Here is a 14,187-nt window from a genome sequence, read left to right on the forward strand (position 1 = left end):
CAAACTAGCAACTACAGCAATCGGCTCAACTGTGCATTAGGATCTAATCCTATACGAAAGGATAGATAATGTGACGCCAACTGGCGTCATGCTGTTTCGGGGATACCTGGAAGATCAAGAAAAAAGCGTTAATAAATAGTATTTTAAGCCGCAAAAAGAGGGTGACGCTAGTTAGGTTCACATGAATGACCTTACTTGGCGTCACCTTGTTGTCTGGAACGGGTTGGCTTTACCCACCCACGGCAAATCTCATCAAAGTGGTTTGGTACTGGCAGTAACGTAATTGACGCTCAGGTCGCGATCGGAAATCGACCAGCTCCAGGCCAATGGGTTGAAAACGAACCCCTTGCGATCCACCGGCGTCAGCCCAGATGTGCTCAACAATTCGAACAGTTCATCGGGAGTGATGAATTTGGACCATTCATGGGTGCCACGGGGCAGCCAACGCATCACGACTTCGGCTCCGACGATCGCCACGGCAAAGCTTTTGGGATTGCGGTTGATGGTGGAACAGATCTGTAAGCCACCGGGTTTCAACAAACGCCGCGTCGCAGTCAGAAATTCCAGTGGATCGGCCACATGTTCGACGACTTCCATGTTCAAAACAACGTCGAATTGTTCGCCGGCGTCGGCCATGGCTTCGGCAGTTGTGTGGCGGTAATCAATCTCCAACCCGGATTGCTCGGCATGGACACGGGCCACAGGCAGGTTGCCCTCGGCCGCATCGGCACCGACAACAGTGGCACCCAGGCGAGCCATCGGTTCGGACAACAATCCACCGCCGCAACCGATGTCGAGCAATCGCAGGCCCTGAAATGGCTGGGGCGACTTGAGGTCGCGGTCAAATTCCCCTGCGATCTGAGTGGTGATATAGTCCAGACGACAAGGATTGAGCATGTGCAGTGGCTTGAATTTGCCCTCGGGATCCCACCATTCGGCGGCCATCGCCTCGAATTTGGCGATCTCGGATGGGTCAACGGTGGATTGAGGCGCTTGCATTCCTGTCTCCGTATGCTCTTTTACCAGTCAGTGATTAATATAGGCCTGTAATGGACAAATACCCGGATCAAAAGCGCGCAGTGCAATATTTGTACCCGCCGATCGAACCCTTTGATCAGCGTATGCTGGATGTAGGCCAGGGTCATCGAATCTATGTCGAGCAGAATGGGAACCCAAACGGGGTCCCTGTTGTTGTGTGTCATGGCGGACCGGGTGGTGGGTGTAGCCCGGCGATGCGGCGGTATTTCGACCCGGCGGTTTACCGGGTGATTCTGTTTGATCAAAGGGGCTGTGGCCGGTCGCGTCCCCATGCAGCCTGCGAGGACAATACCACCTGGCATCTGATCGCCGACATGGAGAAAATCCGGCAGGGTCTGGAAATCGACAGTTGGATGGTGTTTGGCGGCAGTTGGGGTGCAACCCTGTCGCTGCTCTATGCCCAGACGCACCCGGATCGGACCAACCATCTGATCCTGCGCGGTGTGTTTCTAATGACCAAAGCAGAACTGGAGTGGTTCTATGGCGGAGGGGCTGGCAAATTCTGGCCCGAGCCATGGGCCCGTTTTGTATCGTTGATTCCCGAAAATGAACGCGACGATCTGATCGGGGCCTATCACAAGCGGCTGTTTTCGGGCGACCGCGCCGAAGAAATCAGCCATGGTCGTGCCTGGTCCAACTGGGAAAACGCGTTGGCGTCTATTCATTCGAACGGTGTCGTCGGTGAAACGCCAGGAGAATATGCCCGCGCGTTCGCCCGGCTCGAAAATCACTACTTTCTGAACGATGGTTTTTTGGAATTCGACGGACAGATACTGGCCAACATGGCGCGAATCTCGCATATTCCCGGAGTTATTGTTCAGGGACGCTATGATATGATCTGCCCGCCCTCATCGGCCTGGAAGCTGAACGAGCTGTGGCCCGCCGCTGATCTGCGGATGGTGCGCAATGCAGGTCACGCCATGTCAGAGCCAGGTATAAGCGCCGAACTGGTACGAGCAATGGATCGGATTGCCGAGGAGATGCAATGACCCGGATCGACCGACGCGCGTTATTCACTTCTGGTGCGGCCGCGGCGTTGCTGGCGGCAACGGGCACGTCCGTAACAGCGGCCCCTCGCCGTGGTGGGGTGCTGCGTTTGGCAGTGCCGCGGGATGGCGACATGCTCGAATCCGTGGCCCGCGGTGCGGTCTATGACACGTTGACCGAAATCGGCCCGGATGGCGTTCTAAAGGGTGAATTGGCGACCAGTTGGCGTAGCAGCCCGGATGCGCGGGTTTGGCATTTTCAGTTGCGCGACGAAGTACCGTTTCACGATGGCGCGATGCTCAATGCCGAGGATGTGGCTGCGTCTTTGCGGGCGCATGATTTCCCCGATGGATGCCTGGGAATCAAGGTGATCGGCACGACACAATTGCAGTTGGAGCTGGTCAAACCGAATTCGGATCTGCCCTACCTGTTGGCTGACCCCAAATTGATCATCGCCCGTGCGGGACAGATTGGGGCACCGTTGAATGCGGCCATCGGAACCGGGGTTTATCAGGTGTCTCAGGCGCAGGACGGTCGTCATTTCAGCGCGACCCGATTGGCGCAGCATTTCAAGGACGGGCAGGCCGGATGGGTCGACAGGGTCGAAGTCATAACTATCCCCGATGCGTCTGTGCGCGCCGAAGCACTGCGCGATGGATATGTCGATATTGCCGCCCTTCCAGAACCCAAAGGCCTGTTGCACCGCGGTGAGTTCACCTATCACCCGTCGGCCCACGATATGGCGCTGGCGACGCACGCCGGTGTCGGTCTGCCGCGCCGCATCGGAGCCAGGGCTCCAATGGATGATGGCCGAATCGTCCAGCGGTGGTGGGTGGCATGAAAACGGATATTGGGTGAACGACAAAGTCAGGACTTGAAGTATCGGGAGTTGCGGCGTATATGCCTCTCTCAACAGCGGCGCGTCGGGCACCAACCCGGGGTTCCACCGGATAGTTTCACGGGCCGCGCGCCCGTTTTTTTGTGTTTGGACGACCTGATGACCAACGACCTGATCGCCAAGGCAGCCATTGATCGCCGCATGGCCGAAATCATCACTCCGGTGATCGAGGATCTCGGCTTTGAACTGGTGCGCGTTCGGCTGATGTCTGGCAAGACTTCGACGCTGCAAATCATGGCTGACAAAGCGGACGGTGGAATCGAAGTCGATGACTGCGCCGAGATTTCAAACGCCGTCAGCGCGGTTCTGGATGTCGAAGACCCGATTCTGGATGCCTATACACTCGAAGTTTCCAGCCCCGGGATTGACCGGCCTTTGACACGGCTCAAGGACTTTGAGGCATTCGAAGGTTATGAAGCGAAGCTGGAAACAGACGAGTTGATCGATGGGCGTCGCCGGTTCAAGGGTGAACTGGCCGGGATCGAAGGCGAAGACGTGCTGATCAATATCGAAGATCAGGGTGAGACCGTGACCATTGGTCTGCAATTTGATTGGCTGAGCGACGCCAAACTGGTGCTGACCGACGACCTGATCAAGGAAATGCTACGCCAGCGCAAAGATGCTGGCGACCTGAACGAAGACCAATTCGACGAGATCGAGACCGAAGGGTCCGAAGAGGAGACGAAGTAATGGCAATCACCTCTGCAAACCAGCTCGAGCTGTTGCAAACCGCCGAGGCCGTGGCCCGCGAAAAGATGATCGACCCCGGTCTGGTCATCGAAGCGATGGAAGAGAGCCTGGCTCGCGCTGCCAAAAGCCGTTACGGCGCGGAGATGGACATCCGTGTGTCCATCGACCGCAAAACCGGTCGCGCCACCTTTACCCGTGTTCGCACAGTGGTCGAGGATGAGCTGCTGGAAAACTACCAGGCAGAATTCACCGTTGATCAGGCCAAACAGTACATGGCGGACCCTCAGCTCGGCGATACATTCGTCGAAGAAGTCCCGCCGGTCGAGATGGGCCGGATCGCCGCGCAATCGGCCAAGCAGGTGATCCTGCAAAAGGTCCGCGAAGCCGAGCGCGATCGTCAGTTCGAAGAATTCAAAGATCGTGCCGGGAGCATCATCAACGGTCTGGTCAAGCGGGAAGAGTACGGCAACGTCATCGTCGACGTGGGCGCTGGCGAAGCGATCCTGCGCCGCAACGAAAAGATTGGTCGCGAAAGCTATCGCCCGAATGACCGTATCCGTTGCTATATCAAGGACGTGCGTCGCGAAGTGCGTGGCCCGCAGATCTTCCTGAGCCGAACTGCACCAGAATTCATGGCCGAACTGTTCAAGATGGAAGTGCCGGAGATCTATGACGGTATCATCGAGATCAAGGCCGTTGCCCGTGATCCGGGTTCGCGGGCCAAGATTGCCGTGATTTCCTATGACGGGTCGATTGACCCCGTAGGGGCCTGTGTGGGTATGCGCGGCAGCCGCGTGCAGGCCGTTGTCAATGAATTGCAGGGTGAAAAGATCGACATCATCCCGTGGAACGAAGATCAGCCAACCTTCCTGGTAAACGCTTTGCAGCCTGCAGAAGTGTCCAAGGTTGTCCTGGATGAAGAAGCCGGCAAGATCGAAGTTGTCGTGCCCGAAGAACAGCTGAGCCTCGCAATTGGCCGCCGCGGTCAGAATGTGCGCTTGGCCAGCCAGCTGACCAACCTCGACATCGATATCATGACCGAGGAAGAGGAATCGGCGCGTCGCCAGAAGGAATTCGAAGCGCGCACCGGTCTGTTCATGGAAACACTGGATCTGGACGAATTCTTTGCCCAGCTGTTGGTGTCCGAAGGCTTTACCAACCTCGAAGAGGTCGCGTATGTCGAGCTGGATGAACTTCTGGTCATCGATGGTGTGGATGATGGCACCGCCGAGGAACTGCAGGCTCGTGCCCGCGATTATCTCGAAGCACAGGCCAAGGCAGCCCTGGATGCAGCCCGTGCGCTGGGTGCCGAAGAGAGCCTCATTGAATTCAACGGTCTGACGCCCCAAATGGTCGAGGCTCTGGCCAAGGATGACGTCAAAACCCTGGAAGATTTCGCCACTTGTGCGGATTGGGAACTGGCTGGTGGCTGGACCACAGCCGATGGTGAGCGGGTCAAGGACGACGGTATTCTGGAACCCTTTGGCATGACGCTGGAAGAAGCCCAGGACATGGTCATGACTGCGCGTATCCTTCTGGGTTGGGTTGATCCTGCGGATTTGGAAACAGAAGAAGAAGCCCCTGAAGGTGAAAGCCAGCAGGAGGACGAGGCCTGATTTCAGGTCTCGTTGGAGGTGTAAATGGGACGCGGTGGTGTCACAAAAGACCATTCGGACGGTCCGGACCGGAAATGCATTGCCACTGGTGATGCTCAGCCCAAACACGGGTTGGTCCGCTTCGTCATGGGTCCCGATGAACAGGTGGTTCCTGATGTCATGGGCAAGTTGCCTGGGCGCGGGGTCTATGTAACGGCGGATCGCGAGTCGTTGAACAAAGCGGTGGAGAAGAAACTCTTTGCCCGCGGCTTCAAGGCTCAGGTCACCGTTCCAGACGGGTTGGTGGACGAAGTCGAACGACAGATCGTCCGCCGGATCGTCGAACTGCTGAGTTTGGCCCGCAAGTCGGGCCATGCGGTTGCAGGTTACGAAAAGGTCAAGGACTGGCTCTCCAAAGAGGAAGCCGAAGTTCTGATCCAGGCCTCGGATGGGTCTGGGCGCGGCAAATCGAAACTGAGCACACCGCATTACGGAAAATATATCGGAAGCCTCACGGCAGACGAACTAGGCATGGCTTTTGGTCGCGAAACTGTGATACATGCGGCGCTCGCCTCTGGTGGACTCGGCAAACGTGTTGTAGAGGAAGCGCAACGACTGAACGGTATGCGTAATGTTGTCGGTGGCAAGGGCCGCCGAACGGAAGGATAAAGAGCTTTATGAGCGATAGTGACGGCAAAAAGACTTTGGGTCTGCGTAGTGGGGCCCGTCCGGGCAATGTGAAACAAAGTTTCAGCCACGGACGGACCAAAAATGTCGTGGTGGAAACAAAACGCAAGCGCGTTGTGGTTCCCAAGCCGGGCGCTGGCAAAGCGGGTGGTGGTGCTACACCATCCGGTGATCCATCGCGCCGTCCTGCCGGGATCTCTGATGCAGAAATGGCGCGTCGTCTGAAGGCCCTTCAGGCGGCCAAGGCGCGCGAAGCGGAAGAGACAGCCAAGCGTGCTGCCGAAGAAAAGGCCCGCGAGGAAGACCGCGCACGCCGCCGGGCCGAGATGGAAGCCAAGGAACGCGAACAGCGTGAAGCTGAAGAGCGTGCCCGCCAGAAGGCGGAAGACGAAGAGCGGAAGAAGCGTGAAGCTGAAGATGCTGCCAAACAGGCGGCTGCCGAAGCCGCTTCTGTCGCGGACAAGAAAAAAGTCGAGCCTGCCGCCCAGCAGCCGCGGACCTTTAAGACCCCGACTGGTGCCGATGCAACGCCCCGCAAAACCGACCGCGACCAGCGTCAGCCGGCCCGCAACAAGGGCCGTGATGATAGCCGCCGTTCTGGCAAGCTGACGCTGAGCCAGGCCACAGGTGGTGCAGGCGGACGTCATCGTTCTGTCGCCGCGATGAAGCGCAAGCAGGAACGTGCCCGTCAAAAAGCCATGGGTGGCGCAGTCGAGCGTGAAAAGGTAATCCGCGACGTTCAGTTGCCGGAATCCATTGTAGTTTCGGAACTGGCGAACCGTATGGCCGAACGTGTGGCTGACGTTGTCAAAGAGCTCATGAAAATGGGCATGATGGTAACGCAGAACCAGCCGCTGGATGCCGATACCGCAGAACTGATCATTCAGGAATTCGGTCACAATGTTGTGCGCGTTTCTGATGCAGACGTCGAAGATGTTATTGCTGATATCGATGATGACGAAGGCACATTGCAGTCGCGTCCGCCGGTCATCACCATCATGGGTCACGTTGACCACGGTAAAACCTCGTTGCTGGATGCGATTCGCGACGCCAAGGTTGTGTCTGGTGAAGCAGGCGGGATCACCCAGCACATCGGTGCGTATCAGGTGAAAACCGAGAGCGGCACCGTTCTCAGCTTCCTCGATACACCTGGCCACGCTGCGTTTACTTCGATGCGGTCACGTGGTGCTCAGGTCACCGATATCGTGGTTCTGGTTGTGGCCGCCGATGATTCGGTCATGCCGCAGACAATTGAGGCGATCAACCACGCCAAAGCGGCCAAGGTTCCGATGATTGTTGCGATCAACAAGATCGATAAACCGGCTGCCGACCCGAACAAGGTACGCGCCGAACTGCTGCAACACGAAGTGGTCGTAGAGCAGATGTCCGGTGAAGTGCAGGACGTCGAAGTGTCGGCCGTCACCGGTCAGGGTCTGGACGAATTGCTCGAAGCAATTGCGCTGCAATCAGAGATCCTGGAACTGAAGGCCAATCCTGATCGTGCTGCCCAAGGTGCAGTGATCGAGGCTCAGCTGGACGTGGGACGTGGCCCGGTTGCTACGGTTTTGATCCAAAAAGGTACTTTGCGTCAGGGCGATATCTTTGTTGTGGGTGAGCAATACGGTAAGGTCCGTGCGCTGATCAACGACAAGGGTGAGCGCGTCACCGAAGCGGGTCCGTCGGTTCCCGTCGAGGTTCTGGGCCTGAACGGCACTCCCGAAGCGGGTGACGTGCTGAACGTGACCGAGACCGAAGCCCAAGCGCGTGAAATCGCCAATTATCGCGAACAGGCGGCCAAGGACAAACGTGCCGCTGCGGGGGCTGCGACCACGCTGGAACAGCTGATGCAGAAGGCCAAGGACGACGAAACCGTCTCTGAGCTGCCAATTCTGGTCAAAGCTGACGTGCAAGGGTCTGCTGAAGCCATCGTTCAGGCGATGGAGAAGATCGGCAACGACGAAGTGCGCGTACGGGTTCTGCATTCGGGTGTTGGTGCGATCACCGAAACCGATGTGGGGCTGGCCGAAGCGTCCGGCGCTCCGATCATGGGCTTCAACGTACGTGCCAATGCCTCGGCCCGGAATACAGCCAACCAAAAGAGCGTCGAGATCCGGTATTATTCGGTGATCTACGATCTGGTCGATGACGTAAAAGCAGCCGCATCTGGCTTGTTGAGCGCAGAGATCAAGGAAAACTTTATCGGGTACGCCACGATCAAGGATGTGTTCAAGGTCTCCAACGTTGGCAAGGTCGCCGGGTGTCTGGTTACCGAAGGTGTCGCACGCCGCTCTGCGGGTGTGCGTCTGCTGCGCGACAACGTGGTCATCCACGAAGGCACGCTGAAGACCCTGAAGCGCTTCAAGGACGAAGTGAACGAGGTCCAGTCGGGTCAGGAATGTGGTATGGCATTCGAGAACTATGATGATATTCGCGCAGGCGATGTCATCGAGATCTTTGAACGCGAAGAGGTTACCCGGACACTGACGTGATCCAACCGACCTTATGAAACCAAAAAGGGACAGCTGAAAAGCTGTCCTTTTTTGGTTTGTGAGTGGTGTTGAACAAGTTTGATATGGGCAAGTAAACCAAACAAGTTGCCAAAATCGTGTTAGGCGGCGGTTTGCACCGGTCGCCCCTCATATACATTGCGACCAACCTTTACGGCGATCCTGCCGTCCGGGAATGCCCGAACGAATGTACCTTGCACTGAGACGCAACTGCCCAAAGTGATAGTCCTTAGCATGCCAAATCCTCCCCAAAGAACGAGACAGCTTCTTTTTACACCAAAATGATTAAAAAATGATCTACAAAATTACCATAGATTTTACACCTTTAGCGATCCTTCACACATTATGTAGCCGAATCACACTGCGCCCCCCCCAACATCCTGATGATATTGAACACGTCAGGGTTGTGGGGAAAATTCATAACCAATCACGCAGGATCGGAATCAGGGGAATATCGGCAGGCGGCATAGGATAGTTGCGCAGCTCATTCGTGCGAACCCACCTGAGTGTTTGGCCTTCCTGTGCAACCGGTATTCCCTGCCATTTTCGGCATGCAAACAGCGGCATCAACAAATGGAAGTCATCATAGCTATGGCTGGCAAAGGTCAAAGGTGCCAGACACGAAGCCCAGGTATCAATACCCAACTCCTCGTGCAGTTCGCGAATCAGTGCGGCTTCGGGTGTTTCACCGGCTTCGACCTTGCCACCGGGGAATTCCCAAAGCCCGGCCATGGATTTCCCTTCGGGGCGCTGCGCAAGCAGCACCCGACCGTCGACATCAATGAGCGCAACAGCTGAAACAAGTAGTGTTTTCACGACCGGTAATCCGCGTTGATTTCGATGTACCCGTGGGTCAGGTCACAGGTCCAGACAGTGCAGGCACCATCGCACAAACCCAGGTCTACCTTGATCATGATTTCGTCGTTCTTCATCAATGCGGCAGCGGACTCTTCGCGATAATTCGGGGAAACCCATCCTTTTTCCGCAACCAAAACATCACCAAACCAGATGCTTAGAAGATCGCGGTCCGCCGCGGCACCGGATTTACCCACGGCCATGACAACGCGCCCCCAATTTGCGTCCTCGCCAGCAATCGCAGTTTTGACGAGCGGCGAGTTGGCAATCGACAGGCCGTGTACCTTGGCGTCGGTGTCATTGGCTGCGCCTGTGATCTGGATTTCTATGAACTTACTGGCACCTTCCCCATCGCGCACAACCTGATGGGCCAAATCCAGCATCACGGTGTTCAGCGCCTGGGCAAAGGCTTCATTCCCTTCTGCATCCACACCGGATGCGCCCGTGGCACATAGCAACAGACTGTCCGAAGTCGAGGTGTCACTGTCCACAGTGATGCAATTGAAACTGGTGTTGTTCAGGTCTGACAGCAGGGCCTGCAACGCGCCCTGTTCGTATTTCGCGTCGGTAAAGATATAGACCAGCATGGTCGCCATATCTGGCGCGATCATGCCTGACCCCTTGGCAATTCCGGCAATTGAAACAGTGCTGCCGTTGATTTCAACCTGGGCAGTGGCCGCTTTGGCAAAGGTATCGGTGGTCATGATTGCGTTGGCCGCATCTTCCATCCGACCAGCGTCGAGTCCATTGTTCAGCTCGCCAATCTTGGCGACGATACGGTCATGCGGCAATGGCTCCCCAATTACCCCGGTGGATGCCGTAAACACGCGATCAGCCGGGACATCGACTGTGGCAGCGACTGCGGCGGTGATATCTGCCACAGATTTCTGGCCATAATGCCCGGTAAAGGCATTGGAATTGCCCGAGTTGACCAGAATCGCTGCCCCGGTCGCGCTATCTCCACCCAGTTTGGCCTGACAATCCAGAACCGGTGCTGAGCGTGTTGCAGATTGCGTGAACACCCCAGCTACAGATGTGCCCGGGTCCAGAACCGCCAGCATCACGTCGGTTCGCCCCTGGTATTTCACACCGGCTGCCGCCGAGGCAAATTGTGCGCCCTTGATCACGGGCAGATCGGGAAAGCTGGCCGGTGCCAGCGGAGAACGGGGCAGCGATTGCGCCATGATTAATTCCTCACCAGATCAAGATCCTGGATCATGTCAAACGACAGATCCTCAATTTCGGGATACTCCACCTCGGCGGCCTCGACCAGTTCAACAACGCGTTTCCCGACGGCTTCTTCACGCAGCTCGGCTTCCAATTCGCCCCGAACAGCGTCCAATTCAGGCGCGGATTGCTGGCGTTTGTCACTCAGTTGGATCAGGTGCCACCCAAATTGCGTGGCAACGGGATCGGATATTTGACCCGGCTCAAGCGATTTGACCGCTTCTTCGAATTCGGGGACCATGCGTCCTTCGCCAAACCACCCCAACGATCCCCCGTTCGGACCAGAGGGGCCGGTGGATTTTTCTTTGGCCATTTCGGCAAAATCTGCACCTGAATCCAATTGATCCTTGATGTCCAACGCGTCTTCCTTGCTTTCGACCAGAATGTGCGAGGCGTTGTATTCCGTGCCGCCAAAGCCGTCGGCGTAACGTGTCTCATAGGCAGTGCGTACATCGTCTTCGGTGGCAGCGTCCTGCATGACGCGGTCGATCGCTTCGCCCGCCAAGAGCGAGCGGCGTTCGTTTTCCAGCGACAGTTCGACCAGCTGCGGTGTCGGTCCCTGAAGTGATTGTTTCAGAGCTGTTTGCTGAACCAGCTGTTTCACGATGGCATCATATAACACGTCATTTGGAAGCTGCTGATACTGTTGCGGCAAAGTTTGCCGGGCGATGATGACGTGACCCAATGTGATCTCTTCGCCGTTGACACGGGCCACCACGGTTTCGGAATGTGGTGCTGCCGCACTGGCAATGGGCATGGCAAGGCTGGCTGCCAATACGAGAGATGGCAGAAAAGTGAGACCTTTGAGCATAGATTCATCCTATTCGGGGGCCGCGACCGGACCCGGCGTTGACACTGTTGTACCTGCCCCTTACATCGCCTTGAGGCCTTGTGCAGGACCGTCTTGTCCCCCGTATCTATGGGTTGTGAACGAGGCGGGCAAGACTGCCCGATTAACAGGACCGTTATAGATCCGTTGGAGTGAATATGCTGGGTATTGGAACTCTCGCCAAAAAGGTGTTCGGAACACCGAATGACCGCAAGATCAAGGCGACGCGCCCGCTGATCGAACAGATCAACGCGCTGGAACCGGAGTTCGAAAAGCTCAGCGACGAGCAGCTCAAGCAAAAAACTGCCGAGCTGCGGGAAAAGGCGCAAAACGGTACATCGCTGGACGACCTGCTGGTCGAAGCCTTTGCCAATTGCCGCGAAGCGGCCCGCCGGGCCTTGGGTCTGCGCGCTTTTGACACGCAGCTGATGGGTGGGATCTTTCTTCACCAGGGCAATATTTCAGAAATGAAAACCGGTGAAGGTAAAACGCTGGTTGCGACCTTCCCGTGCTATTTGAATGCGCTGGTCGGCAAAAGCGTCCATGTCGTCACCGTCAACGAATACCTGGCCAAACGTGACAGCGAATGGATGGGCAAGGTGTTCAATGCGCTGGGTATGTCCTGCGGGGTGATCTGGTCAGGAATGGGCCCCGAGAACAAGCTGGCCGCGTATCAGAGCGACGTTGTCTATGGCACCAACAGCGAATTCGGTTTCGACTATCTGCGCGACAACATGAAGTCTGAGCTGAACGAACTGTTCCAGCGTCATCACTATTTCGCCATTGTTGACGAAGTCGACAGCATCCTGATCGACGAGGCACGGACGCCGCTTATTATCTCGGGTCCTGCCGAAGACCGTTCTGAACTGTATGTCACTATTGATCAGGTGATTCCGTTGTTGACGGAAGAACACTACGAGCTCGATGAAAAGACCCGCAACGTCACATTCACCGACACTGGGAACGAATTCCTGGAACAGCAATTGATCGCCCGTGGTTTGTTGCAGGAAGGCGCGTCCCTGTATGATCCGGAAAGCACATCCGTGGTGCACCACGTCAATCAGGGTCTGCGCGCGCACAAGCTGTTCCTGAAGGACAAGGATTATATCCTGCGCGACAATCAGGTGATGTTGGTGGACGAATTCACTGGCCGGATCATGGATGGCCGCCGTCTATCCGAAGGTCTGCATCAGGCGATCGAGGCCAAGGAAGGTGTCGAAATACAGCCGGAAAACGTGACACTGGCGTCTGTTACCTACCAAAACTTCTTCCGTCTTTACAACAAGCTGGCCGGCATGACCGGCACCGCTGCGACAGAGGCCGAAGAATTCGCCGAGATCTATGGTCTGGGTGTGGTCGAAGTGCCTACCAATCGTCCGATTGCCCGTGTGGACGAAGATGACCAGGTGTTCCGCACAGCTGCCGAAAAATACAAGGCGATGGCAGATGAAGTGAAGACCGCCAACGAAAAAGGGCAACCGGTCCTGTTGGGGACAACTTCGATTGAAAAATCGGAATTGATGAGCCAGCTGCTGACTCAGGCCGGGATCAAGCACAGCGTATTGAACGCCCGTCATCATGAGCAAGAGGCACAGATCGTTGCCGACGCCGGTCGTCTGGGCTCGGTTACCATCGCCACCAACATGGCTGGGCGGGGCACCGACATTCAGCTGGGCGGCAATGTCGAGCTCAAGGTTCTGGAGGCGCTGGCCGAAAACCCCGAAGCTGACCCGGTGACTACACGTGAGGCCGAAGAAGCCAAACACGCCGAAGAAAAGCAAAAGGTGCTGGATGCCGGTGGCCTGTTCGTTCTGGGGTCAGAGCGGCACGAAAGCCGTCGGATCGACAACCAGTTGCGCGGCCGGTCCGGTCGTCAGGGTGACCCGGGACGCACGGCGTTCTATCTGAGCCTTGAAGACGATCTGATGCGTATCTTTGGTTCGGATCGTCTGGACAAGGTGCTCAAGACGCTGGGCCTCAAGGAAGGCGAAGCGATCGTGCATCCATGGGTTAACAAGTCGCTGGAACGCGCCCAGGCCAAGGTCGAAGGCCGGAACTTTGACATGCGTAAGAATGTGTTGAAGTTCGATGACGTGATGAACGATCAGCGCAAGGTGATATTTGGCCAGCGGCTGGACATCATGGCTGCCGAAGACTTGTCTGAAATTGTTTCTGACATGCGGTATGAGGTGATCGACGACCTGCTCGACGCGCATATGCCACCCAAATCCTATGCTGAACAATGGGATACCGAAGGCTTGTATGCGCAGGTTATCGAACAGCTGGGCATCGACGTTCCGGTCATTGAATGGGCCGCAGAAGAAGGCGTTGATGACGAAGAAATCCGCGAGCGGTTGGTCAAGGCATCGGACGAGATGATGGCCAAGAAGGCGGTGGATTTTGGCCCCGAAAATATGCGTCTGATTGAAAAGCAGGTGCTGTTGCAATCCATTGACACCAAATGGCGTGAACACCTGTTGACGTTGGAACATCTGCGATCCGTCGTTGGGTTCCGCGGCTACGCACAGCGCGATCCTTTGAATGAATACAAGAACGAATCCTTCCAACTGTTCGAGAACATGTTGGAGAGCCTGCGGGCCACGGTGACCAAGCAATTGGCCCTGGTTCGTCCGCTCAGCGATGAGGAGCGCCAGCAAATGATGTTGCAGATGGCGCAACAGCAACAGGCGATCCAGGATACAGCCCGTGAACAGGCCCGTGCAGCGGCAGGTATCGCGCCCGAAGGGGCTTCGGATGGGTTTGTAGAAGATGATCCATCAACCTGGGGTAACCCGTCACGCAACGACAAATGCCCTTGTGGCAGCGGTAAAAAGTTCAAACATTGCCACGGCCGTTTGTCTTGAACTTGCCACA

Annotated in this window: 11 protein-coding genes; 7 read left to right on the forward strand and 4 right to left on the reverse strand. The window is 56.4% G+C overall.

Translation table 11 applies throughout. The annotated features are described in order from the left end of the window. Positions 1–252 precede the first annotated feature (252 nt). Positions 253–999, reverse strand: a complete 747-nt coding sequence (gene ubiG, locus K3727_01235; protein ID UWQ91470.1) for a bifunctional 2-polyprenyl-6-hydroxyphenol methylase/3-demethylubiquinol 3-O-methyltransferase UbiG — start codon at positions 997–999, stop codon at positions 253–255. Positions 1,000–1,049: 50 nt separating this feature from the next. On the opposite strand from ubiG, the gene pip reads away from it, so the two are divergent. The 6 genes from pip (at position 1,050) to infB (ending at position 8,384) form a co-directional block, all read left to right on the forward strand. Beyond that, positions 1,050–2,027, forward strand: a complete 978-nt coding sequence (gene pip, locus K3727_01240) for a prolyl aminopeptidase (GenBank protein UWQ91471.1) — start codon at positions 1,050–1,052, stop codon at positions 2,025–2,027. Next, the gene (locus tag K3727_01245) at positions 2,024–2,866 is read left to right on the forward strand and encodes a peptide ABC transporter substrate-binding protein (GenBank protein UWQ91472.1); all 843 of its coding nucleotides are present in this window, start codon (positions 2,024–2,026) and stop codon (positions 2,864–2,866) included. The genes pip and K3727_01245 overlap by 4 nt, the downstream gene beginning before the upstream one ends. A gap of 156 nt (positions 2,867–3,022) precedes the next feature. Then, positions 3,023–3,613: a ribosome maturation factor RimP gene (gene rimP, locus K3727_01250; GenBank protein ID UWQ91473.1), complete on the forward strand. Its 591-nt coding sequence runs from the start codon at positions 3,023–3,025 to the stop codon at positions 3,611–3,613. Next, entirely contained in the window at positions 3,613–5,229 is a 1,617-nt protein-coding gene (gene nusA, locus K3727_01255; GenBank protein ID UWQ91474.1) for a transcription termination factor NusA, read from the forward strand. Before rimP ends, nusA begins: the two co-directional genes overlap by 1 nt. 24 nt (positions 5,230–5,253) lie before the next feature. Next, on the forward strand, positions 5,254–5,877 hold the full coding sequence (locus K3727_01260) for an RNA-binding protein (GenBank protein ID UWQ91475.1): 624 nt from the start codon (positions 5,254–5,256) through the stop codon (positions 5,875–5,877). Positions 5,878–5,885: 8 nt separating this feature from the next. Beyond that, the gene (gene infB, locus K3727_01265; protein UWQ91476.1) at positions 5,886–8,384 is read left to right on the forward strand and encodes a translation initiation factor IF-2; all 2,499 of its coding nucleotides are present in this window, start codon (positions 5,886–5,888) and stop codon (positions 8,382–8,384) included. A gap of 435 nt (positions 8,385–8,819) precedes the next feature. Here the strand turns inward: infB and mutT are convergent, their stop codons facing one another. From mutT to K3727_01280, 3 genes are read right to left on the reverse strand one after another with little or no spacing between them, the layout of a single operon-like run. Then, positions 8,820–9,218 (reverse strand): 8-oxo-dGTP diphosphatase MutT, encoded by a 399-nt coding sequence (mutT, locus tag K3727_01270; protein ID UWQ91477.1) that lies wholly within the window; start codon positions 9,216–9,218, stop codon positions 8,820–8,822. Continuing rightward, positions 9,215–10,441 carry a bifunctional glutamate N-acetyltransferase/amino-acid acetyltransferase ArgJ gene (gene argJ / locus K3727_01275; GenBank protein ID UWQ91478.1) on the reverse strand — a complete coding sequence of 409 codons (1,227 nt, stop codon included), beginning with the start codon at positions 10,439–10,441 and terminating at the stop codon, positions 9,215–9,217. Before argJ ends, mutT begins: the two co-directional genes overlap by 4 nt. 2 nt (positions 10,442–10,443) lie before the next feature. Further along, on the reverse strand, positions 10,444–11,295 hold the full coding sequence (locus tag K3727_01280; protein ID UWQ91479.1) for a peptidylprolyl isomerase: 852 nt from the start codon (positions 11,293–11,295) through the stop codon (positions 10,444–10,446). Between the two features lie 176 nt (positions 11,296–11,471). Between K3727_01280 and secA the strand changes: the two genes are divergently transcribed. Next, complete coding sequence (gene secA / locus K3727_01285) at positions 11,472–14,177, forward strand: preprotein translocase subunit SecA (protein UWQ91480.1); 2,706 nt, start codon at positions 11,472–11,474, stop codon at positions 14,175–14,177. Positions 14,178–14,187: the final 10 nt, after the last annotated feature.

The sequence above is a fragment of the Rhodobacteraceae bacterium M382 genome (assembly GCA_025141015.1).
Lineage (GTDB): Bacteria > Pseudomonadota > Alphaproteobacteria > Rhodobacterales > Rhodobacteraceae > Aliisedimentitalea > Aliisedimentitalea scapharcae.

Bases quoted from the DNA above. Each gene is read 5' to 3' on its own strand.
- ubiG (UWQ91470.1), bottom strand. From the start codon at position 999: ATGCAAGCGCCTCAATCCACCGTTGACCCATCCGAGATCGCCAAATTC.
- pip (UWQ91471.1), top strand. From the start codon at position 1,050: ATGGACAAATACCCGGATCAAAAGCGCGCAGTGCAATATTTGTACCCG.
- K3727_01245 (UWQ91472.1), top strand. From the start codon at position 2,024: ATGACCCGGATCGACCGACGCGCGTTATTCACTTCTGGTGCGGCCGCG.
- rimP (UWQ91473.1), top strand. From the start codon at position 3,023: ATGACCAACGACCTGATCGCCAAGGCAGCCATTGATCGCCGCATGGCC.
- nusA (UWQ91474.1), top strand. From the start codon at position 3,613: ATGGCAATCACCTCTGCAAACCAGCTCGAGCTGTTGCAAACCGCCGAG.
- K3727_01260 (UWQ91475.1), top strand. From the start codon at position 5,254: ATGGGACGCGGTGGTGTCACAAAAGACCATTCGGACGGTCCGGACCGG.
- infB (UWQ91476.1), top strand. From the start codon at position 5,886: ATGAGCGATAGTGACGGCAAAAAGACTTTGGGTCTGCGTAGTGGGGCC.
- argJ (UWQ91478.1), bottom strand. From the start codon at position 10,441: ATGGCGCAATCGCTGCCCCGTTCTCCGCTGGCACCGGCCAGCTTTCCC.
- K3727_01280 (UWQ91479.1), bottom strand. From the start codon at position 11,295: ATGCTCAAAGGTCTCACTTTTCTGCCATCTCTCGTATTGGCAGCCAGC.
- secA (UWQ91480.1), top strand. From the start codon at position 11,472: ATGCTGGGTATTGGAACTCTCGCCAAAAAGGTGTTCGGAACACCGAAT.